Origin of the sequence: Pseudomonas rhodesiae, from assembly GCF_007858255.1 — a bacterium.
Taxonomy (GTDB): Bacteria; Pseudomonadota; Gammaproteobacteria; order Pseudomonadales; family Pseudomonadaceae; genus Aquipseudomonas; species Aquipseudomonas rhodesiae.
On sequence record NZ_VFEU01000022.1, the window covers coordinates 13,412 to 33,174 of the forward strand.

Sequence of the window (19,763 nt, forward strand, 5' to 3'; positions counted from 1 at the left end):
ACTATGCACATTCATATTCTCGGTATTTGCGGCACGTTCATGGGCTCGATGGCGGTTCTGGCCAAAGAGCTGGGCCATCATGTCACCGGCTCCGATGCCAATGTTTACCCACCCATGAGCACGCAACTGGAAGCTCAGGGCATTGAGTTGACCCAAGGCTACGACCCGGCGCAATTTGAGCCGGTCCCGGACCTGGTCGTGATCGGCAACGCTATGTCCCGTGGCAATCCGGCGGTCGAGTACGTGCTCAATAAAGGCTTACCTTATGTGTCCGGCCCGCAGTGGCTGGCGGACCATGTGTTGCAAGGTCGCTGGGTATTGGCTGTTGCGGGCACCCACGGCAAGACCACCACCAGCAGCATGCTGGCCTGGGTGCTGGAGCATGCGGGCATGAGCCCGGGCTTCCTGATCGGCGGCGTGCCGCAGAACTTCTCGGTATCGGCGCGTCTGGGCGAGACCCCGTTTTTCGTGATCGAGGCGGATGAATACGACAGCGCTTTCTTCGACAAGCGTTCCAAGTTCGTGCACTACCGTCCGCGCACGGCGATTTTGAACAATTTGGAATTCGATCACGCGGATATCTTCCCCGATCTGGCGGCGATCGAACGGCAGTTCCACCATTTGGTGCGCACCATTCCGAGCGAGGGGCTGGTGATCCACCCGACCACCGAACCGGCCCTGCAGCGAGTGATCGATATGGGCTGCTGGACCCCGGTGCAAACCACCGGTGTCGGCGGGCAGTGGCAGGTCAAGTTGCTCAGTAACGACGGCTCGCGATTTGAGGTGCTGTTCGAAGGCGAGGCCCAAGGTGTTGTCGATTGGGGCATGACCGGTCAGCACAACGTGGCCAACGCATTGGTGACCCTGGCGGCGGCGCGGCATGTGGGCGTGGTTCCGGCCATGGGCATTGCGGCGTTGAGCGCATTTAAAAGCGTGAAGCGCCGGATGGAAAAAGTCGCCGACGTGAATGGGATTACCATCTACGACGACTTTGCCCACCACCCGACGGCCATTGCCACCACCCTCGACGGCCTGCGCAAACAGGTCGGTGATGCGCCGATCATCGCCATTGTCGAACCGCGCTCCAACTCCATGAAACTCGGCGCCCACCGCGACGGCTTGCCGGAAAGCGTCAATGATGCCGACCAGGCCGTGTGGTACGCCCCGGCCAACCTCGGCTGGGACCTGCCGGCCATTGCCGCGCAGTGCACAGTGCCTTCGCAAGTGTGCGACTCCATCGAAGGCATCATTGCGTTCGTCAAACAAAAAGCCACGCCGGGCACCCATGTGGTGGTCATGAGCAACGGTGGTTTCGGCGGCCTGCATGGCAAGCTGGCCGAGGCCCTGAAATGAGCGGGCCGGAACGCGTCACCCTGGCGATGACCGGCGCATCCGGCGCCCCCTATGGCTTGCGCTTGCTCGATTGCCTGGTGCGCGAGGACCGGGAGGTGCACTTCTTGATTTCCAAAGCCGCGCAATTGGTGCTGGCCACAGAGACCGATGTGGCGCTGCCCGCCAAGGTGCAATCGATGCAAGCCTTTCTCACCGAGTACACCGGTGCGGCGGCGGGGCAGATCAAGGTCTACGGCAAGGAAGACTGGATGTCGCCGGTGGCCTCGGGCTCCGGTGCCCCGGCGGCGATGGTGGTGGTGCCGTGTTCTACCGGCACCTTGTCGGCGATTGCCACCGGCGCCTGCAACAATTTGATCGAGCGCGCGGCGGACGTGACCTTGAAGGAGCGGCGCCAACTGATTCTGGTGCCGCGCGAGGCGCCGTATTCGAGCATTCACCTGGAGCACATGCTCAAGCTATCGAATATGGGCGTGACGATTTTGCCGGCGTCGCCGGGCTTCTATCACCAGCCGCAAACCATCGATGATCTGGTGGATTTTGTAGTGGCGCGCATTCTCAACCTGTTGAATATCCCCCAGGACATGCTGCCGCGGTGGGGCGAGCACCATTTGAGCAGCGATGAATAAGGCGCTGCTGGTGCTGCTGGCGTTGCACCTGACCGGCTGCGCCACGGCGCGCACGTTGGACGCAGCCAAGCCGAACGCGCCGGTGGTGTATGCCGGCACGCGTTTGGATTTATATGCGATGAATGGCGGCTGCTGCGCCAAGGACCGGTTTGGGGCCGAGGCGCCGAGCTATCCCGGCATCGACCTGCCGGCCAGTGCGTTGCTCGACACCTTGCTGTTGCCACTGTCGGTGTTGACGGTGCTGGGGGTGGGGTTCAACGCCACGGGCGGGCTTTAACCTGGGTTTACAGGTCAGTTGCCCCTCCGGCATCGGGGGCAAGCCCCTTCGCACATTTGGGTTTATTTACCGAGCTTGCGCAGTTCGTCTGACTCCACCACCCGCACCCCGTCTTGCTCTTCCAGCGCCAAGCGCCACATGGCGCGGGCCAGTTCGCACACTTCGATGCCGTGGTATTTACCCGGAATCAGACGCGACAGCGGGCCGGCCAGTTGTTCGGCCAGGCGCGGTTTGAGGCGTTCGCCCAGCAGCAACGATGGGCGCACGATGGTCAGTTGTGGCCAGTCCTGAGCTTTGAGCGCTTCTTCCATTTCCCCTTTCACGCGGTTGTAGAAGATCGAAGACTTTGGATCGGCGCCAATTGCGCTGATTACGATCAGGTGCCGCGCGCCCATTTCCCGGGCGCGCTTGGCGAAAGCCACCACCATGTCCAGGTCCACCGCGCGAAACGCTTCTTCGGAGCCTGCTTGCTTGATGGTGGTGCCCAGGCAGCAGAAAGCAATGTCTACCTGGCCGCTGAGCTGGGGCAGGAACACCGCCGGGTCGCCCACTGGGTTTTCCAGGCGCGGATGTTCGGCCAACGGTTTGCGGCTGGGCGCAAGTACACGGGTGACGGTGGGTTCGTTGAGCAGGCGGTCGAGCAGGTGTTCGCCCGTTAGGCCGGAGGCTCCGGCAAGCAAAATATGCTGAGGCGTCAGGTACATGGTGTTTCCCCCTTGTTACAAGGTTCAGCTTAGTTGCCTTTGGCTTCCTTGCTATTCATTGAGACGCTTTCGAGCGCCTTTCGTGCCTGCTGTTTACGCAAGAGTTGCCAATGGGCGATCACGCCTTTGGGAGCCCAGATCTGCGGCTCGGACGCTTCGAAGTTGTCCGCCTGTTCGCGTTCGCTCACATGCCCTTGGGCCAGCTTGAAGGCCTGTTGCAAATCGTCGGTCTGGTTGAGCGCCTGGGCGAAGAGGGCGTCGCCGAAGTAGGTGAAGTCGGCTTCTTCGGAACAACCGAAGGACACGCGGTCGGCGCGCGACGCCGTCATGATCAGGGTGCGGTCGTCTTTCAGCGCGGGGATGAACCCGCCGGAGTAACAGGCGGAAATCACAATAATTTTGTCGCGGTTTTTCAGCGGCGCCATTACGGCCGCCAGTTCGTCGGCGGGCAGGTCGGCCAGCTCCATGCGCGGTTGGTCCAGGACCAGTTCGTGTTCATGGGTGCCGTGGCTGGTCAGGTAGATGAACACCAGGTCTTCCGGCCCAGTGCGATCTGCCAGGGTTTGTACGGAGCGGCGCAGGCTCTCGCGGGTGGCCAGCGGGCGGTCGGCAATGTGGTCGCGGTGATTGACCAGGCGAATCTGCCCGCGTGCGCCAAAGCGGATCGCCAGTAGATTGCTGACGTAATCGGCTTCGCGCAGGAACACGCTCTGTTTGCCGTCACCGGCCAACACCAGGGTGTACAGCTCGACGGCGGAGGTGGAGGCCGGTACCGCCGCGAGAGCGGCATCGAGCAGATGGCCTTGGGCCAGAACGCCGATTTCCAACGGGTCGGGTAATAACTTGCCCTCCGCGTCGCGTACGCGCATGCCGTTGACCCAGGTGCCGGCCTGTACGGTGCCGTCGGTGAGTACGAGGGTGCCACGGCCCTGGTAGTTATCGCTGTCGAAGCCACCGATATAGAAACTGCCGTCGGTGAGGTTCAGGCGGCCTTGTCCACTAAAGCGCCAGTCGGCGAACTCGCCGACATAGTGGCTGCCATCCGCGCCGATCAACTCGCCCTTACCGGTCAGCGCGCCTTCCTTGAACTGGCCGATCCATACGTCACCATCGGCGTTTTCGTAACGGCCCTTGCCGTTGAGCTGGTTCTGTTTGAATTGGCCGATGTAAATGTCGCCATCGGCGCTGTTGAAGGTGCCGTTGCCTTCCAGTTGGCCATCGACGAAATGGCCGCTGAACTGGTTGCCGCTGTCGTCGTTGCGCTGGCCTTCGCCATTGGGTTTGCCGTGGGCGAACTGGCCTTGATACTGGCTACCGTCGGCCAGTTCCAGGCGACCGAGGCCGGAATATTGGTCGTCCTTGAACTCGCCACGGTAGGTCATCTGCCCTTCTTTGAGGGTGCCTTCGCCATGGCGACGACCGTTCTTGAACCCGCCCACATACTGGCTGCCAGCGGTGGTCAGGCTGCCTTGGCCGTCGAACAGGCCCTGCTTGAACTGCCCTTTATAGACCTCGCCGTTACTGCCATGCCATTCACCCTGACCGTGCCACTGGCCCTTGTCGAACGTGCCGGCGTACCAACTGCCGTTGGGGTAATCCACGCGGCCCTGGCCTTGCAGCAAACCATTGACCACATCGCCCCGGTAACGGCCGCCATCGGGCAGGCGCGCATCCGGCGGCAGCAGCGATTCGCCATCTCCGCAAGCGGTGAGCAACAGGACAAGGGCAAGGGGGGCGAGTGGGCGCATAGCGGGATCCGGATAATTGAGCGCCGAGTATGCCGCAGCTGCGAGTTTCATACATAAATTTACATACCCTGTGGTGAGTGTGCGTGCCTCACCACAGGCAGACCCTTATACGAAGCAGAGCGACAGGGACTCGGCAATGTAAGCAGGTTTTTCCTGGCCTTCGATCTCCAGGGTGGCGGTGGCCTTGAACAGCCATTGGCCGGGCTTTTTCTCGGTGACGTCCGTGAGCGTGACGCTCAGGCGCACCTTGGAATTGACTTTCACCGGCTGGATGAAGCGCACGCTGTCGAGGCCATAATTGATCGCCATTTTCAGGCCTTCTGGCACGATCAGGATGTCTTCCATCAACTTCGGCATCAGTGACAGCGACAGAAACCCGTGGGCGATGGTGCTGCCGAACGGCGTCTGCGCGGCCTTGACCGGGTCGACGTGGATGAACTGATGATCGCCGGTGGCCTCCGCGAACAGGTTGATACGGGCCTGGTCGATGGTGAGCCATTCGGAACGTCCCAGTTCCTTGCCGACATAATCGTTGAGCTGCGCTACGGGTACATAGGGCATTGCGTCTCTCCTTGGTTCATCGGTTTTATGCCCGGCACAGCCATATGTTTATCCAGTGGCGGCGGGACTTTTATGGGTGACAGAGATCCACTGTAGATCATCATGGCCCATCAGCTCGGTCAACCCACCATGCTTATGGCGAATGCCTGGGCATAGCGCCAGCGTGCTTATAATGCGGGCGGGTTCTAAAGGGGAGAGGACGGATGCTGTTACGTGGCCTGACGTGGCTGGTGCTGTTTCAACTGATCGGCACGGCGCTCAATCATTTGCTGTTGCCGGTTCTGCCGGGGCCCATCATCGGCCTGCTGCTGATGCTGGGCTTTCTGGTGTGGCGCGGCGAGGTGGGTGAGCCCCTGAGCCTGGCCGCCGGCAGTCTGTTGCGCTACCTGCCGTTGCTGCTGGTGCCGCCCGCAGTCGGGGTGATGGTGTATGCCAAGGCTATCGCTGCGGATTTCTGGGCTATTGTCGGCGCCCTCGTGTTGTCGCTGGTAATTGCCATGGCCGTGATCGGCGTGATGATGGAGCGTTTGGCCAAGCGGCATGCCAGTGAGGAGGAGGGCCAATGATCTTCGACTGGCACGGAGCCTGGACGGCAGTGATTCATCATCCCTTGTTCGGGATCGGTATCACCCTGGGCGCCTATCAACTGGTGCTGGCGGGCTTCGAGAAAACCCGCTGGATCTTCCTGCAACCGGTGTTGGTGTCGATGCTGCTGGTGATCGGTGTGTTGCTCAGCTGTGGCCTGAGCTACGCCGAGTACCGCAAGAGCACCGAGATCATGGGCATCCTCTTGGGCCCGGCGACGGTGGCCCTGGCAGTGCCGCTGTACCTGAATCTGCGGCGGATTCGCCAATTGTTCTGGCCGATTTTTACTACGCTGGTGATAGGTGGGGTCTTCGCCACCGGTCTTTGCGTGCTGCTGGGATGGTGGTTTGGCGCCGAACACATGGTGCTGATGACCATGGCGCCCAAGTCGGTGACGTCGCCGATCGCCATGCTGGTGGCCGAGCAGATCGGCGGCGTGGCGGCGCTGGCGGCGGTATTTGTGTTGATCACCGGCGTGGTCGGCGCGATGGTCGGCCCGGCGTTGTTGTCGCGTCTGGGCGTTCACAGCGCCGAGGCGCGTGGCATGGCCCTGGGCATGACGGCCCATGCCGTCGGTACTTCAGTGGCCTTGCAGGAAAGCGAAGAGTGTGGCGCCTTCGCGGCGCTTGCCATGAGTTTGATGGGCGTGGCTACGGCGGTGTTCCTGCCGCTGGCCGTGTCGGTCATTGTTTAAACCGGGTTTAAGGAACGCTTTATGAGTCTGGCGCTGTTTCCACTCAATACCGTGCTGTTTCCTGGCTGCACGCTCGACTTGCAGATCTTTGAGGCGCGCTACCTCGATATGATCGGGCGCTGTATGAAGAAGGGCGAAGGTTTCGGGGTGGTGTGCATCCTTGGAGAAGCCAGTGCCGACGATATGACGGACGCTTACGCGGTGGTCGGTTGTGAAGCGCTGATCCGCGACTTCAAACAGCAGGACAACGGCCTGCTGGGCATTCGGGTTGAGGGCGGGCGACGTTTTCATGTGTCTGACGTCACGGTGCAGAAAGACCAGCTGCTGGTGGGCGAGGTGCGCTGGCTGGATGAGCAACCGGACAGCGCCCTGGAAGAAGAGGACGAAGACCTGCTGGCCTTGCTTCAGGTCCTGGCCGAACACCCGATGGTCGCCTCATTGGACATGGACACCAACGCTCAGGGCCAGCAAGCGTTGGCCAATCAGCTGGCGTATTTGCTGCCGTTCACCGATGACGACAAGATCAAGCTGCTGGAAATGGACAGTCCGCAACAGCGCCTGGATATGATCCAGTTCCTGCTCGACGAACTTCAGGGCGAGCTGTTCACTTAATAGGCGTAGCGCAACAGGGCATGGGATGTGCCGGCCAGCGCGATAAAACTCAGCACCGCCACCAGCGCCGGTAGTAGCAGCCACCAAGTTTTCCGTGGCATGGCGGGCAAGGGGCTTCGATATTCGCTAAGCCCCAGGCTGAACGCGCACACCGTCATTGCCAGCAACGTGCCGGCGAGGATGTCCGTGGGCCAATGGGCGCCGAGGTAGACCCGCGACAGTGCGATGAACGCCGCCGGAATACAGCCCAGCAGCATCCAGGTCAGGCGCAGCCGTGTGGGCTGACCGCGACCGGCCAAGACCGCCAACGCCAGGAAAAACGCGAACGCGCCGGACGCATGGCCGCTGGGCATGCTGAAACTGGTCAATGGGTCTGTGAGGATTTCCGGGCGGCCGCGGGCGAAAAACAGTTTGGTCCCGGTATTGATAAGCGCAGACCCCGCCAGCGTGGCACCGACAAACAGCGCGTGGCGCCATTGCTGCGCCAATACCAGCAAGCCGGTAAACACCGCACTGGCGAAAAACATCTTTTTGAATTCGCCCAGTTGAGTGATCCGCACCATTACTTCATCCAGCCAAGGGCTGCGATGCTCCTGCACCAGCGCACTCAGGCCATGGTCAAAATTGTCCAGCGAGTGATAGCCGATAAACAGCGCGATCAATAACGTCAGGCTGGCGCCGCCTATCCATAACGTGGCGCGACGATGCCCCCGCAGGCTGCTATTCAGGCTTAGCCCGATCACGACCGCAAGGCACCCTGCGACTACCGCCGCTTCCGGCCAGAACCCTTGCGGCAACGGTAGGCGGAACGCGGCGCCGGTCGCCCAACCCGGCAGCAAATAGGCCACCGACCAACCCGCCGCCGCCAGAATGCTCACCCCGGCGAAACGCGGGAACGGCATGTCGCACATGCCGGCCACCATCGGCAGCATGGGGCGTAACGGGCCGATAAAACGGCCGACCAGCAGGCTGGCGATCCCGTATTTGTGAAAGTAGGTCTCGGCGCCGTTCATCCATTCGGGGTGATGACGTAAGCCGGGCAAACGCCGTATGTTCTGATGGAAATGTCGTCCCAGAAAGTAGGAAACCCCATCGCCGAGCAAGCCGCCGAGGAACCCCAGCAGCAGCGTCTCGCTCAAGGACAGCGCGCCGCTACCGGCCAAGGCGGCGATAGCGAACAGCAGCACTGTGCCCGGTACGATCAAGCCGGCAATCGCCAGGCACTCCACGCACGCGACGATGAACACCGCCACGGCCAGCCATTGAGGGTTGATGCTCAGCCAGCCAGTAATGCTATCGAGCCATTGGCCCATACAATCCACTCCATCGGTGTTCTTGGGAATTCACAGCAAAAAATAATCGCGGCCTTCGACCTGGCCTCGGCGCAACGGGTTCCGCGTGCAATAAGGCGCGTAGCCAGCATCGACGAAGCGGTACATCAGGTGTTCGTCACGCCCGCTGGGGATGCCCAGGCGGGTGGTCTGGATGATCTGCGTCGGGGTCTGGCCGACGTCTTCGACGTAAAGCAGTTCTTGGTCAAACCGTTTGGCGTCCCACATCGGCACCTTCAGCCCCAGCGCCTTGCACAACAGCGTCTGGCCCGCGCACAGCTTGTGCGAAGGGCGGGGCAGACCTTTGGCGTCCGGGTTGTTCAGCAGCATCTGCGCCAGGCTGGCTGGGCCGGCGATTTCGTCGACCCATGGATAGGCGGATTTGATCAGCACCGCATTGCCTGGGCCATGGGCGCTGAAATTCAGAGAATCGCCGCCACGGGCGTAATACATGTAGATGTGCCCCCCATCCAGAAACAAAGCCTTACGCTTTTCTGTGTAACCGAGGGACGCGTGGCTGCCCTTTTCGGCCGCGTAATAAGCTTCGGTTTCGATAATTCGCGCCGAAAGCCAGGTTTCGCCGACTCGGTGGCGAATGACTTTTCCGAGCAATTCACGCGCGAGCACTTGCGCATCGCGGTCGAAGAAGCTGTCGGGCAGGGCGCTGGCGGGAGTTGGAAGAGCGGAACTGGGCATGGCGTCGGCAGTTATTACGGCTAAATGTGACCGGATGATAACAACTCCCACCTTAATTACGGCTGAAGCCCAGGTTTTTACAGTTCATTTCGACCATCCGCCCCTCACCGCTGTCAGTCGGGCGGCGTCACGGCTATAATCTGCCGCTTTCCTCTTTGCCAAGACTCCCCGACCATGACTGAGTCCGTTCTTGACTACATGACCCGCCTGGGTCGCGCTGCCCGCCAGGCGTCGCGGTTGATCGCCCGTGCGAGCACTGCGCAGAAAAATCGCGCCCTGCTGGCGGCCGCCGACGCTCTGGATGCCTCGCGCTCCGAGCTGACCGCCGCCAACGAACAGGATCTGGCCAACGGCCGCGCCAATGGCCTGGAGCCGGCCCTGCTGGACCGCCTGGCACTGACCCCGGCGCGTATCGACGACATGATCGAAGGCCTGCGTCAGGTAGCCAAGCTGCCTGACCCCATCGGTGAAATCCGCGATATGCGTTACCTGCCGTCCGGCATCCAGGTGGGCAAGATGCGCGTGCCCCTGGGCGTGATCGGCATCATCTACGAGTCGCGTCCGAACGTGACCATCGACGCCGCAAGCCTGTGCCTCAAATCCGGCAACGCCACCATCCTGCGCGGCGGTTCCGAGGCTATCCATTCCAACCGTGCCATCGCCGCGTGCATCCAGCAGGGCCTGGCCGTGGCCGAGTTGCCGGCCGAAGTGGTGCAAGTGGTGGAAACCACCGACCGCGCCGCCGTTGGTGCGTTGATCACCATGCCGGAATTCGTCGACGTCATCGTGCCGCGCGGCGGCAAAAGCCTGATCGAACGCGTGAGCCGCGATGCCAAGGTGCCAGTGATCAAGCACCTGGACGGCGTGTGCCATGTGTACATCGACATTGCGGCCGATATCGACAAGGCGATCCGCATCGCCGACAACGCCAAGACCCATCGCTACGCGCCGTGCAACACCATGGAAACCCTGTTGGTGCACGCCGGCATCGCCGAGCGCGTATTGCCGCCGTTGGCCGCGATCTACCGCGACAAGGGCGTTGAACTGCGCGGTTGCGAGCGTACCCGCGCGTTGCTGGGCGCCGACGTGATCGAAGCCACCGAGCAGGACTGGTACACCGAATACACGGCGCCGATCCTGTCGATCCGCATCGTTGACGACCTGGATCAGGCCATCGAGCACATCAACACCTACGGTTCCAAGCACACCGACGCGATCGTGTCCGAGCATTTCAGCGATGCCCGGCGCTTCCTCACCGAAGTGGACTCCGCCTCGGTGATGGTCAATGCCTCGACGCGCTTTGCCGACGGTTTCGAGTACGGCTTGGGCGCGGAGATCGGGATTTCTACCGACAAGCTCCACGCACGCGGCCCGGTGGGCCTGGAAGGCCTGACCAGCGAGAAGTACGTGGTGTTCGGCGACGGGCACGTGCGCACTTGATGGCTAAGCGCATTGGGCTGCTCGGCGGTACCTTCGACCCTGTGCACATCGGCCATCTGCGCAGCGCTCTGGAAGTGGCGGACGCACTGGCGCTGGACGAACTGCGCCTGATCCCCAATTTTCGGCCGCCCCATCGCGATACGCCGCAAGTGTCGCCCCAGGAGCGTCTGGAAATGGTGCGTCTGGCGGTGGAAGGCATTGCACCGTTGGTGGTGGACGACCGCGAGCTCAAGCGCGATAAACCGTCCTACACTGTCGACACCCTGGAACTGATGCGCGCCGAACTGGCCGCGGACGACCAGTTGTTTCTGCTTTTGGGCTGGGACGCATTTTGCGGCCTGCCCTCTTGGCATCGCTGGGAGGATCTCCTCCAGCATTGCCACATCCTGGTTTTGCAACGCCCGGATGCCGACAGCGAACCGCCGGATGCCTTGCGCAACCTGCTGGCCGCGCGGTCGGTAAGTGACCCCTTGGCCCTGACCGGGCCGAACGGGAATATTGCATTCGTCTGGCAGACCCCGCTTGCGGTGTCCGCCACCCAGATCCGTCAACTGCTGGCCAGCGGTAAGTCGGTACGGTTCCTGGTGCCTGACGCGGTCCTGGCCTACATCGATGCGCACGGGCTTTACCGTGCGTCGAACTGAAAAGGCGTGCTTGAAGGTACGAACAGTCGTACAGCGAGCGCCCGAACATACGAGCAAAACGAGTTTTATATGACCAACAAAGACGTAAGCAAAGTTAAGCGCAAAGGCACGTTCAAAAGCGCCCCTCTGCCGGTAGAAGCCCACACCGGTCCGGAACTGGTCGGCGAAGAGCTGGTGAAAGTCGCCGTGGCGGCCCTGGAGGACGTGAAGGCCCAGGACATCCAGGTGCTGGACGTGCGCGACAAGCAGAGCATCACCGACTACATGATCATCGCCACCGGTACCTCCAACCGCCAGATCGGCGCGATGCTGGACAAAGTGCGCGAAGCCGTCAAAGCCCAGGGCGTCAAGCCGTTGGGTGAAGAAGGCAAGGGCGACAGCGATTGGGTGCTGCTGGACATGGACGACGTGATCGTCCACATGATGACCTCCAACGCTCGCCAGTTCTACGACCTGGAGCGTCTGTGGAAAGGCGCCGAGCAGAGCCGTGCCGCCGATGGCAAGCACCACAGCCCGGAAGTGGGCCACGCTCACTTCGACAAGCTCAACAAAGACCAGGAATAAGGAACGGCTGTGCGCCTGCGTCTGATTGCTGTCGGTTCACGCATGCCCAAGTGGGTGGAAGAAGGCTGGCACGAGTATGCCAAGCGTCTGCCCGCCGAGTTGTCGCTGGAACTGGTGGAAATACCGCTCAACACCCGGGGCAAGAATGCCGACGTGGCGCGCTTTATCCGTCAGGAAGGCGAAGCCATGCTGGCCAAGGTCGGCCCCAATGAGCGTATCGTCACCCTCGAAGTGCACGGCAAGCCCTGGAGCACCGAGCAGTTGGCGGTGGAGCTGGATCGCTGGCGCCTGGACTCGCGCACGGTCAACTTCATGGTCGGTGGTCCCGAAGGGCTGGCGCCGGAAGTCTGCGCGCGGGCGGACCAGCGCTGGTCGCTGTCGGCACTGACGTTGCCGCACCCGTTGGTAAGGATTCTGATCGGTGAACAGCTGTATCGCGCCTGGACAGTTCTGTCCGGGCACCCTTACCACAAATAGTCTGCGCCCCTCCCGATGACTCAGCCGATCCGCATCAAGGACCATGAGAAAGACGCACGTCTGGTACGTGCGCGCGTGGTGTTTGGCGCGATCATGGTGGTGGCGCTGATCGGGGTGTTGATTGCGCGCCTGTATTTCCTGCAGGTGATCCAGTACGACTATCACTCCACGCTGTCGGAAAACAACCGGGTGCATGTGCAGCCGATTCCGCCGACCCGTGGGCTGATTTTCGACCGCAATGGCGTTGTCGTGGCGGATAACCGGCCCAGCTTCAGCCTGAGCATGACCCGCGAACGTTCCGGCGATTGGCAGCAAGTGCTCGACGTGATCGTCGAAGTCCTGCAGCTTACGCCGGAAGACCGGGTGATCTTCGAAAAACGCATGAGGCAGGGGCGCCGGCCATTCGAGCCGGTGCCGATTCTGTTCGAGCTGACCGAAGAGCAGATCGCGCGCATCGCGGTGAACCAGTTCCGCCTGCCGGGGGTGGAAGTGGTGGCGCAGTTGGTGCGGCACTACCCGCAAGGGCCGCACTTTGCTCACTCCGTCGGCTATATGGGGCGCATCAACGAGAAAGAGCTGAAAACCCTCGATCCGGTGAATTACAGCGGCACCCATCATATCGGCAAGACCGGCATCGAGCGTTTCTACGAGCCCGAGCTGCACGGCCAGGTGGGTTACGAAGAAGTTGAAACCAACGCCCGCGGCCGTGTGCTGCGCGTGCTCAAGCGTACCGACCCGGTGCCGGGCAAGGACATCGTACTGAGCCTGGACATCAAGCTGCAGGAAGCGGCCGAGATGGCGCTGGGCGGCCGACGCGGCGCGGTGGTGGCGCTGGACCCGAAGACGGGCGAAGTGCTGGCCATGGTCAGTCAACCCAGCTTCGACCCGAACCTGTTCGTGACCGGTATCAGCTTCAAGGCGTACGCCGAACTGCGTGATTCCATCGACCGGCCGTTGTTCAACCGTGTGCTGCGTGGCTTGTACCCACCGGGTTCGACCATCAAACCGGCGGTGGCGATTGCCGGCCTGGACGCTGGCGTGGTGACCGCTTCCAGCCGGGTGTACGACCCCGGTTACTACATGCTGCCCAATTACGATCACAAGTACCGTAACTGGAACCGTACCGGTGACGGTTATGTCGACCTGGACACCGCAATCATGCGCTCCAACGACACTTACTTTTATGACCTTGCCCACAAGCTGGGCATTGATCGTCTGTCGGCCTACATGGGCAAGTTCGGCCTCGGCCAGAAAGTTTCCCTGGACATGTTCGAAGAATCGCCAGGCTTGATGCCATCGCGGGAATGGAAGCGCGCGACCCGCCGCCAGGCGTGGTTCCCGGGGGAAACCCTGATCCTGGGGATCGGCCAGGGCTATATGCAGGCCACGCCGCTGCAACTGGCTCAGGCCACGGCGCTGGTGGCCAATAAGGGCGTGTGGAACCGTCCGCACCTGGCCAAGACCATCGAAGGCGAGAAGCCGGTGGATGACAACCCGATCCCGGACATTGTGCTGCGCGACCCGTCGGACTGGACCAAGGTCAACCACGGCATGCAGCAGGTGATGCACGGTGCGCGCGGCACAGCGCGCAAGGCGGCGATCGGTGCGCAATATCGCATCGCCGGCAAGAGTGGTACCGCCCAGGTGGTGGCGATCAAGCAAGGCGAGAAATACGACCGTTCCAAGGTTCAGGAACGTCACCGCGACCACGCCTTGTTTGTCGGTTTCGCGCCGGCGGACGACCCGAAAATCGTGGTGGCGGTGATGGTTGAGAACGGCGAGTCCGGCTCCGGCGTCGCCGCGCCCGTGGTGCGCCAGGTGATGGACGCCTGGCTTCTGGCCGAGGACGGCAGGCTCAAGCCTGAATATGGCGGCCCCCCTTCAAGCCCCGAGGTTACGGCCAGTGAAGAGTAATTTTGACCGCATCCTCTCCAGCGAGGATGTGATGCGTCGCCGTGCGACGTTGCTGCAACGCATGCACATCGACGGCCCGTTGCTGATCCTGTTGCTGACCCTCGCGGCCGGCAGTCTGTTTGTGTTGTATTCGGCCAGTGGCAAGAACTGGGACCTGCTGATCAAACAAGCGTCGTCGTTCGGCCTGGGCCTGTTGTCGATGGTGGTGATCGCTCAGCTGGAGCCGCGCTTCATGGCGCGCTGGGTGCCGCTGGGCTATGTGGCGGGGGTGTTGCTGTTGGTGGTGGTGGACGTGATGGGCCACAACGCCATGGGCGCGACGCGGTGGATCAATATCCCAGGGGTGATTCGCTTCCAGCCGTCGGAATTCATGAAGATCCTGATGCCGGCGACCATCGCCTGGTACCTGTCAAAGCGCACCCTGCCGCCGCAGCTCAAACACGTAGGCATCAGCCTGATCCTGATCGGCGTACCGTTTATCCTGATTGTGCGCCAGCCCGACCTCGGCACCTCACTGCTGATCCTGGCCGGTGGCGCGTTCGTGCTGTTTATGGGCGGGTTGCGCTGGCGCTGGATCCTCAGCGTGCTGGCCGCTGCGGTGCCGGTGGCGGTGGCGATGTGGTTCTTCTTTATGCACGACTATCAAAAGCAACGGATCCTGACGTTCCTCGATCCGGAAAGCGATCCCTTGGGCACCGGCTGGAACATCATCCAGTCCAAGGCGGCAATCGGTTCGGGTGGGGTCTTCGGCAAAGGCTGGTTGCTGGGTACCCAGTCGCACTTGGACTTTCTGCCCGAGAGCCACACCGATTTCATCATCGCGGTGCTGGGCGAAGAGTTCGGCCTGGTGGGGATCTGCGCGTTGCTGCTGATCTACCTGTTGTTGATCGGGCGTGGCCTGGTGATTACCGCGCAAGCGCAGACGCTGTTCGGCAAATTGCTTGCCGGCGCGCTGACCATGACGTTTTTTGTTTACGTTTTCGTCAACATCGGTATGGTCAGTGGCCTGTTACCGGTGGTTGGGGTGCCGTTGCCATTCATTAGCTACGGCGGAACTTCGCTGGTGACATTGCTGTCAGCGTTTGGGGTTTTGATGTCGATTCATACGCATCGCAAGTGGATCGCACAGGTTTGAATAAGGTGAAGATGTCAATGCAAGTAATGCGCGGCTGGGCGACTCGGCATGCGTCCTGGATGGGCCTGATCGGGCTGCTGGGGGCAACGCAGGAGACCCTGGCCGGTGACTACGATGGTTCACCTCAGGTCGCCGAGTTTGTCGGTGAAATGACCCGCGACTACGGTTTCGCCGGTGAGCAGTTGATGGGCGTGTTCCGCGAGGCGCAGCGCAAGCAGGCGATCCTCGACGCCATTTCCCGCCCCGCTGAACGTGTGAAACAGTGGAAAGAATATCGCCCGATGTTCCTCACCGACGCCCGCGTGGCCCGCGGTGTGGACTTCTGGCGCGAGCACGAGGCCGCCCTGGCCCGCGCCGAACAGGAATACGGTGTGCCGGCCCAAGTGATTGTGTCGATCATCGGCATCGAAACCTTCTACGGGCGCAACACCGGCAGCTACCGGGTGATCGACGCGTTGTCGACCCTTGGCTTCGATTACCCGCCCCGTGCCGACTTCTTCCGCAAGGAACTGCGCGAATTCCTGCTGCTGGCCCGCGAAGAGCAGGTCGATCCATTGACCCTCAAGGGCTCCTACGCCGGAGCGATGGGCTTGCCGCAATTCATGCCGAGCAGCTTTCGCGCCTACGCGGTGGATTTCGACAACGACGGCCACATCAATATCTGGAGCAATCCCGACGATGCCATCGGCAGCGTGGCCAGCTACTTCAAGCGCCACGGCTGGGTTGCTGGCGAGCCGGTGGTGGTCCGCGCGGATGTCACCGGGGAGCGTGCCGACGAAGGCCTGACCCAGGGGATCGAGCCGGCCAAGACCGTCGGGGAGTTGCGGGCGCTGGGTTGGTCGAGTCAGAATGCGCCACACGACGACACGCCGGTAACGGCATTCCGCCTGGAAGGCGAAAATGGCCCTGAATACTGGATGGGCCTGAAGAATTTCTACGCAATCACGCGTTATAACCGCAGTGTGATGTACGCCATGGCCGTGCATCAGCTGTCAGACATGCTGGTCCAAGCACGGGGCAACAAGTAATGCGGGCATCGCCGTTCAATAAACCGCTCAAGCTGGTGGCGTTCACCGCGTTGTCCTTGCTGGTTGTCAGTTGTTCCACCAGCCGCGCGCCGACGCAGAAGTCCGGCGGCGCGGTGGTTCGATCCCAACCGGGCCTGGACATCAACCGCGCGCACAAAGACGGCGCGCCGTGGTGGGATGTGGATGTCTCGAAAATCCCGGATGCCACGCCCACCCTGCACACCGGCCCCTACAAGGCCAACCCGTACACCGTGCTGGGCAAGACCTATTTTCCGCTGCAAGAATCCAAGACCTACGTGCAGTCCGGCACGGCCTCCTGGTACGGCACCAAGTTCCATGGCCAGAACACCGCCAATGGCGAAGTGTATGACCTGTACGGCATGAGCGCGGCCCACAAGACCTTGCCGTTGCCCAGTTATGTACGCGTGACCAACCTGGACAACCACCGTACGGTGATCCTGCGGGTCAATGACCGTGGGCCGTTCTACTCGGACCGTATCATCGACTTGTCCTACGCTGCCGCCAAAAAGCTCGGCTACGCCGAAACCGGCACCGCGCGGGTCAAGGTCGAAGGCATCGATCCGGCGCAGTATTGGGCTCAGCGTGGCAAGCCAGCGCCGTTGATGCTCAACGAGCCGCAGACCCCGCAACCGCAGATCACCGCATCGGCCGGCAAGGTCGAACAGTGGACGCCGCCACCGCAACAGCACGCCCCGGACACCGTGGCCGTGCCCCAGGCCGCGCCGGGTGCTTCCCTGGCGGGCGGGCAGTACCTGCAGGTCGGCGCTTTCGCCAACCCGGATGCGGCGGAACTGTTAAGGTCCAAACTCAGCAGCATGGTCAATGCGCCGGTCTTCATCAGCTCCATCGTGCGCAACCAGCAAACCCTGCACCGCGTGCGGATGGGCCCGATCGGCTCGCCGAGCGAGGTGGCGCAAGTGCAGAACAGTGTGCGTCTGGCCAACCTGGGGCAACCCAGTGTGGTCACCGCCGAGTAAGCAGTAACGGATTGATGGTTCAGGCACGTACGCGGGCTTGAACTCTGGTTGTTGGCTCGTTTGAACAATAAAAACCCGGGAGCAAGGGGTGAGCGGGCAACCGAACACGCGACAGTCTGGTAGCGGGCTGTCTGAATAAGTTTTGCCCGCGAGGGCAAGTTTCCATAAGCAATTTCGAGAGACGGATGAACATCACCACCTTAGCCAAACGCACGTGCCTGCTTATCTCGCTGATCATCACCCCGGCCGCCTGGGCGGTTGAAATGGTGCCGGCTTCACCGCAACTGGCCGCCAAGGCCTGGGTGCTCATGGATGCCGCCAGCGGCAACGTGCTGGTCGAGAACAACGGTGACCAGCGCCTGCCGCCGGCCAGCCTGACCAAGTTGATGACCGCCTATATCGCGACCCTGGAAATCCGTCGCGGCCAGATCGGCGAAAACGACCCGGTGACCGTCAGCGAAAACGCCTGGCGTACCGGCGGTTCGCGGATGTTCATCAAGGTGGGCTCCCAAGTCACCGTCAGCGACCTGCTGCACGGCATCATCATCCAGTCCGGTAACGACGCCAGCGTCGCCCTGGCCGAGCACATCGCCGGCAGCGAAGACGCGTTCGCCGACATGATGAACAAAACCGTGGCCGATCTGGGCATGACCAACAGCCACTTCATGAACCCGACCGGTCTGCCGAACCCAGAGCACTACTCGTCGGCCCATGACATGGCGATCCTGGCGCGCGCGATCATCCGCGTCGACCCGGTGCACTACGCGATCTACTCCCAGAAGGAGTTCTTCTGGAACAACATCAAACAGCCTAACCGCAACCTGCTGCTGTGGCGCGACAAGACCGTCGACGGCCTGAAAACCGGCCACACCGAAGAGGCCGGCTACTGCATGGTGTCCTCGGCGGTACGTGACGGCCAACGCCTGATCGCCGTGGTGTTCGGTACCAACAGCGAACAGGCCCGTGCGGCCGAGACGCAAAAGCTGCTGACCTACGGTTTCCGCTTCTTCGAAACCCAGACCTTCTACCAGAAGGGTGCTGAGCTGGCGACCGCCCCGGTGTGGAAAGGCGCGGCTTCCCAAGTCAAGGCCGGCCTGGCCGAAGACCTGACCCTGACCATGCCTAAAGGCCAGCTGAAAAAGCTCGCTGCCAGCATGACCATGAATCCGCAATTGGTCGCACCAATCGCCAAGGGCGATGTGATCGGTAAAGTCGAAGTGAAACTGGACGACAAGGTGGTGCACAGCGCCGACCTGATCGCGCTGGACGCCGTCGACGAAGGTGGTATCTTCCGCCGCGTGTGGGATAGCATCCGTCTATTCTTCTACGGCTTGTTCAACTGATTGTGTGCACCTGCATAGCCCCGCGTTGAACCGACGCGGGGCTTTGCCGTCGCCACGGCTTACCGCTTACGAGGCCGTTCTGCCATGACCGATAAAGAAGTGAAGGCGCCCAAGATCGAGTTCCCGGTGACGGATTATCCCGTCAAGGTGATCAGCGATACCGGTGTTGGCAACAAAGACAAGATCCTCGACATCGTGCGTAAACACGCCACGATCAACGACAACCGTGTGGACGAGCGCTCCAGTACCAACGGTAAATACACCACGATCCAGTTGCACATCGTGGCGACGGATCAGGACCAGCTCTACAACATCAACAGTGAACTGCGGGCCACCGGCTTCGTACACATGGTGTTGTGATGTCGCAGGTCCTGGGCTTTCGTGAACTTGGCCAGATGGCCTACGAGCCCGTCTGGCATGCGATGCAGCGCTTCACCAACGAGCGCGGCACCTCGGCGCCGGATGAGGTCTGGCTGGTGGAGCATCCACCGGTGTTCACCCAGGGCCAGGCCGGCAAGGCCGAACATCTGCTGCTGCCGGGGGAGATTCCGGTGGTGCAGGTCGACCGGGGTGGCCAAGTGACTTACCATGGCCCCGGTCAGCTTGTGGCTTACCTGCTGTTGGATGTGCGCAAGCTGGGGTTTGGTGTGCGTGATCTGGTCAGCCGTATCGAGGCGTGCCTGATCGAGCTATTGGCCAGTTACGGCGTCACCGCCGCGGCCAAGCCCGATGCTCCGGGGGTGTATGTGGATGGCGCGAAAATCGCTTCCCTGGGGCTGCGGATTCGCCACGGTTGTTCCTTTCATGGCCTGGCCCTGAACGTGGACATGGACCTGGCGCCCTTCCGGCGCATCAACCCGTGCGGTTATGCCGGGTTAGCGATGACACAGCTGAGCGAGCATGTGACACCGATTAAATTTGCCGAGGTAAGTGCCCGGCTGCGCGCGCAGCTCGTCAAACACCTCGACTATGCTGAGCAGACGACCCTCACGGGCGGAATCGACTGACTATGACTACTGATGCAGTGCAAACC

22 protein-coding genes are annotated in these 19,763 nt (G+C 61.7%); 17 read left to right on the forward strand and 5 right to left on the reverse strand.

Annotation, left to right across the window (positions count from 1 at the left end; all coding sequences use genetic code 11):
- Nucleotides 1-3: 3 nt before the first annotated feature.
- From mpl to FIV35_RS22920, 3 genes are read left to right on the forward strand one after another with little or no spacing between them, the layout of a single operon-like run.
- Nucleotides 4-1,353 carry a UDP-N-acetylmuramate:L-alanyl-gamma-D-glutamyl-meso-diaminopimelate ligase gene (mpl, locus tag FIV35_RS22910; RefSeq protein WP_034139432.1) on the forward strand — a complete coding sequence of 450 codons (1,350 nt, stop codon included), beginning with the start codon at nucleotides 4-6 and terminating at the stop codon, nucleotides 1,351-1,353.
- Nucleotides 1,350-1,979, forward strand: a complete 630-nt coding sequence (gene ubiX / locus FIV35_RS22915) for a flavin prenyltransferase UbiX (RefSeq protein WP_034100928.1) — start codon at nucleotides 1,350-1,352, stop codon at nucleotides 1,977-1,979. The genes mpl and ubiX overlap by 4 nt, the downstream gene beginning before the upstream one ends.
- On the forward strand, nucleotides 1,972-2,256 hold the full coding sequence (locus tag FIV35_RS22920) for a YceK/YidQ family lipoprotein (RefSeq protein ID WP_034139431.1): 285 nt from the start codon (nucleotides 1,972-1,974) through the stop codon (nucleotides 2,254-2,256). Before ubiX ends, FIV35_RS22920 begins: the two co-directional genes overlap by 8 nt.
- Before the next feature lie 62 nt (nucleotides 2,257-2,318).
- Here FIV35_RS22920 and FIV35_RS22925 read toward each other — a convergent pair whose 3' ends face one another.
- The 3 genes from FIV35_RS22925 to FIV35_RS22935 form a co-directional block, all read right to left on the reverse strand.
- Nucleotides 2,319-2,960, reverse strand: a complete 642-nt coding sequence (locus FIV35_RS22925) for an oxidoreductase (protein WP_034139430.1) — start codon at nucleotides 2,958-2,960, stop codon at nucleotides 2,319-2,321.
- 29 nt (nucleotides 2,961-2,989) lie between these two features.
- On the reverse strand, nucleotides 2,990-4,708 hold the full coding sequence (locus FIV35_RS22930) for a C13 family peptidase (protein ID WP_034139429.1): 1,719 nt from the start codon (nucleotides 4,706-4,708) through the stop codon (nucleotides 2,990-2,992).
- A 105-nt stretch (nucleotides 4,709-4,813) separates the two neighbouring features.
- The gene (locus FIV35_RS22935; protein ID WP_034139428.1) at nucleotides 4,814-5,269 is read right to left on the reverse strand and encodes a MaoC family dehydratase; all 456 of its coding nucleotides are present in this window, start codon (nucleotides 5,267-5,269) and stop codon (nucleotides 4,814-4,816) included.
- A 203-nt stretch (nucleotides 5,270-5,472) separates the two neighbouring features.
- Between FIV35_RS22935 and FIV35_RS22940 the strand changes: the two genes are divergently transcribed.
- Genes FIV35_RS22940 through FIV35_RS22950 form a run of 3 tightly spaced genes read left to right on the forward strand, consistent with a single transcriptional unit; the run spans nucleotide 5,473 to nucleotide 7,160 of the window.
- Complete coding sequence (locus tag FIV35_RS22940; RefSeq protein ID WP_034139427.1) at nucleotides 5,473-5,835, forward strand: CidA/LrgA family protein; 363 nt, start codon at nucleotides 5,473-5,475, stop codon at nucleotides 5,833-5,835.
- The gene (locus FIV35_RS22945) at nucleotides 5,832-6,548 is read left to right on the forward strand and encodes an LrgB family protein (RefSeq protein WP_034100922.1); all 717 of its coding nucleotides are present in this window, start codon (nucleotides 5,832-5,834) and stop codon (nucleotides 6,546-6,548) included. Before FIV35_RS22940 ends, FIV35_RS22945 begins: the two co-directional genes overlap by 4 nt.
- 21 nt (nucleotides 6,549-6,569) lie before the next feature.
- Nucleotides 6,570-7,160, forward strand: a complete 591-nt coding sequence (locus tag FIV35_RS22950) for an LON peptidase substrate-binding domain-containing protein (protein WP_034139426.1) — start codon at nucleotides 6,570-6,572, stop codon at nucleotides 7,158-7,160.
- Here the strand turns inward: FIV35_RS22950 and FIV35_RS22955 are convergent.
- Nucleotides 7,157-8,473 carry a bifunctional DedA family/phosphatase PAP2 family protein gene (locus FIV35_RS22955; protein WP_034139425.1) on the reverse strand — a complete coding sequence of 439 codons (1,317 nt, stop codon included), beginning with the start codon at nucleotides 8,471-8,473 and terminating at the stop codon, nucleotides 7,157-7,159. The genes FIV35_RS22950 and FIV35_RS22955 overlap by 4 nt on opposite strands.
- Before the next feature lie 30 nt (nucleotides 8,474-8,503).
- Nucleotides 8,504-9,187: a DNA-3-methyladenine glycosylase gene (locus FIV35_RS22960; protein ID WP_034139424.1), complete on the reverse strand. Its 684-nt coding sequence runs from the start codon at nucleotides 9,185-9,187 to the stop codon at nucleotides 8,504-8,506.
- Nucleotides 9,188-9,361: 174 nt separating this feature from the next.
- On the opposite strand from FIV35_RS22960, the gene FIV35_RS22965 reads away from it, so the two are divergent.
- The 11 genes from FIV35_RS22965 to lipB all read left to right on the forward strand — a co-directional run bounded on the left by FIV35_RS22965 (nucleotide 9,362) and on the right by lipB (nucleotide 19,737).
- The gene (locus tag FIV35_RS22965) at nucleotides 9,362-10,627 is read left to right on the forward strand and encodes a glutamate-5-semialdehyde dehydrogenase (RefSeq protein ID WP_034100918.1); all 1,266 of its coding nucleotides are present in this window, start codon (nucleotides 9,362-9,364) and stop codon (nucleotides 10,625-10,627) included.
- A complete protein-coding gene (gene nadD, locus FIV35_RS22970; protein WP_034139423.1) occupies nucleotides 10,627-11,271 on the forward strand; it encodes a nicotinate-nucleotide adenylyltransferase in 645 nt (214 codons plus the stop codon). The genes FIV35_RS22965 and nadD overlap by 1 nt, the downstream gene beginning before the upstream one ends.
- Nucleotides 11,272-11,340: 69 nt before the next feature.
- Entirely contained in the window at nucleotides 11,341-11,835 is a 495-nt protein-coding gene (gene rsfS / locus FIV35_RS22975) for a ribosome silencing factor (RefSeq protein ID WP_034100916.1), read from the forward strand.
- Nucleotides 11,836-11,844: 9 nt separating this feature from the next.
- Entirely contained in the window at nucleotides 11,845-12,312 is a 468-nt protein-coding gene (gene rlmH, locus FIV35_RS22980) for a 23S rRNA (pseudouridine(1915)-N(3))-methyltransferase RlmH (RefSeq protein WP_003176297.1), read from the forward strand.
- Between the two features lie 15 nt (nucleotides 12,313-12,327).
- Nucleotides 12,328-14,226: a penicillin-binding protein 2 gene (mrdA, locus tag FIV35_RS22985; protein ID WP_034100915.1), complete on the forward strand. Its 1,899-nt coding sequence runs from the start codon at nucleotides 12,328-12,330 to the stop codon at nucleotides 14,224-14,226.
- A 31-nt stretch (nucleotides 14,227-14,257) separates the two neighbouring features.
- Nucleotides 14,258-15,361 carry a rod shape-determining protein RodA gene (gene rodA / locus FIV35_RS22990; protein ID WP_015886065.1) on the forward strand — a complete coding sequence of 368 codons (1,104 nt, stop codon included), beginning with the start codon at nucleotides 14,258-14,260 and terminating at the stop codon, nucleotides 15,359-15,361.
- 17 nt (nucleotides 15,362-15,378) lie between these two features.
- Entirely contained in the window at nucleotides 15,379-16,389 is a 1,011-nt protein-coding gene (mltB, locus tag FIV35_RS22995) for a lytic murein transglycosylase B (protein WP_034139422.1), read from the forward strand.
- Nucleotides 16,389-17,387 carry a septal ring lytic transglycosylase RlpA family protein gene (locus FIV35_RS23000; protein ID WP_034139421.1) on the forward strand — a complete coding sequence of 333 codons (999 nt, stop codon included), beginning with the start codon at nucleotides 16,389-16,391 and terminating at the stop codon, nucleotides 17,385-17,387. The genes mltB and FIV35_RS23000 overlap by 1 nt, the downstream gene beginning before the upstream one ends.
- 185 nt (nucleotides 17,388-17,572) lie before the next feature.
- On the forward strand, nucleotides 17,573-18,730 hold the full coding sequence (locus FIV35_RS23005) for a D-alanyl-D-alanine carboxypeptidase family protein (RefSeq protein ID WP_034100911.1): 1,158 nt from the start codon (nucleotides 17,573-17,575) through the stop codon (nucleotides 18,728-18,730).
- A gap of 84 nt (nucleotides 18,731-18,814) precedes the next feature.
- A complete protein-coding gene (locus FIV35_RS23010) occupies nucleotides 18,815-19,090 on the forward strand; it encodes a DUF493 domain-containing protein (RefSeq protein WP_034100910.1) in 276 nt (91 codons plus the stop codon).
- Nucleotides 19,090-19,737 carry a lipoyl(octanoyl) transferase LipB gene (gene lipB / locus FIV35_RS23015; RefSeq protein ID WP_034100909.1) on the forward strand — a complete coding sequence of 216 codons (648 nt, stop codon included), beginning with the start codon at nucleotides 19,090-19,092 and terminating at the stop codon, nucleotides 19,735-19,737. The genes FIV35_RS23010 and lipB overlap by 1 nt, the downstream gene beginning before the upstream one ends.
- Nucleotides 19,738-19,763: the final 26 nt, after the last annotated feature.

What these genes read in the sequence shown, in the direction of transcription:
- mpl (WP_034139432.1), top strand. Translation starts at nt 4, where the DNA reads ATGCACATTCATATTCTCGGTATTTGCGGCACGTTCATGGGCTCGATG.
- ubiX (WP_034100928.1), top strand. Translation starts at nt 1,350, where the DNA reads ATGAGCGGGCCGGAACGCGTCACCCTGGCGATGACCGGCGCATCCGGC.
- FIV35_RS22920 (WP_034139431.1), top strand. Translation starts at nt 1,972, where the DNA reads ATGAATAAGGCGCTGCTGGTGCTGCTGGCGTTGCACCTGACCGGCTGC.
- FIV35_RS22925 (WP_034139430.1), bottom strand. Translation starts at nt 2,960, where the DNA reads ATGTACCTGACGCCTCAGCATATTTTGCTTGCCGGAGCCTCCGGCCTA.
- FIV35_RS22930 (WP_034139429.1), bottom strand. Translation starts at nt 4,708, where the DNA reads ATGCGCCCACTCGCCCCCCTTGCCCTTGTCCTGTTGCTCACCGCTTGC.
- FIV35_RS22935 (WP_034139428.1), bottom strand. Translation starts at nt 5,269, where the DNA reads ATGCCCTATGTACCCGTAGCGCAGCTCAACGATTATGTCGGCAAGGAA.
- FIV35_RS22940 (WP_034139427.1), top strand. Translation starts at nt 5,473, where the DNA reads ATGCTGTTACGTGGCCTGACGTGGCTGGTGCTGTTTCAACTGATCGGC.
- FIV35_RS22945 (WP_034100922.1), top strand. Translation starts at nt 5,832, where the DNA reads ATGATCTTCGACTGGCACGGAGCCTGGACGGCAGTGATTCATCATCCC.
- FIV35_RS22950 (WP_034139426.1), top strand. Translation starts at nt 6,570, where the DNA reads ATGAGTCTGGCGCTGTTTCCACTCAATACCGTGCTGTTTCCTGGCTGC.
- FIV35_RS22955 (WP_034139425.1), bottom strand. Translation starts at nt 8,473, where the DNA reads ATGGGCCAATGGCTCGATAGCATTACTGGCTGGCTGAGCATCAACCCT.
- FIV35_RS22960 (WP_034139424.1), bottom strand. Translation starts at nt 9,187, where the DNA reads ATGCCCAGTTCCGCTCTTCCAACTCCCGCCAGCGCCCTGCCCGACAGC.
- FIV35_RS22965 (WP_034100918.1), top strand. Translation starts at nt 9,362, where the DNA reads ATGACTGAGTCCGTTCTTGACTACATGACCCGCCTGGGTCGCGCTGCC.
- nadD (WP_034139423.1), top strand. Translation starts at nt 10,627, where the DNA reads ATGGCTAAGCGCATTGGGCTGCTCGGCGGTACCTTCGACCCTGTGCAC.
- rsfS (WP_034100916.1), top strand. Translation starts at nt 11,341, where the DNA reads ATGACCAACAAAGACGTAAGCAAAGTTAAGCGCAAAGGCACGTTCAAA.
- mrdA (WP_034100915.1), top strand. Translation starts at nt 12,328, where the DNA reads ATGACTCAGCCGATCCGCATCAAGGACCATGAGAAAGACGCACGTCTG.
- rodA (WP_015886065.1), top strand. Translation starts at nt 14,258, where the DNA reads ATGCGTCGCCGTGCGACGTTGCTGCAACGCATGCACATCGACGGCCCG.
- mltB (WP_034139422.1), top strand. Translation starts at nt 15,379, where the DNA reads ATGCAAGTAATGCGCGGCTGGGCGACTCGGCATGCGTCCTGGATGGGC.
- FIV35_RS23000 (WP_034139421.1), top strand. Translation starts at nt 16,389, where the DNA reads ATGCGGGCATCGCCGTTCAATAAACCGCTCAAGCTGGTGGCGTTCACC.
- FIV35_RS23005 (WP_034100911.1), top strand. Translation starts at nt 17,573, where the DNA reads ATGAACATCACCACCTTAGCCAAACGCACGTGCCTGCTTATCTCGCTG.
- FIV35_RS23010 (WP_034100910.1), top strand. Translation starts at nt 18,815, where the DNA reads ATGACCGATAAAGAAGTGAAGGCGCCCAAGATCGAGTTCCCGGTGACG.
- lipB (WP_034100909.1), top strand. Translation starts at nt 19,090, where the DNA reads ATGTCGCAGGTCCTGGGCTTTCGTGAACTTGGCCAGATGGCCTACGAG.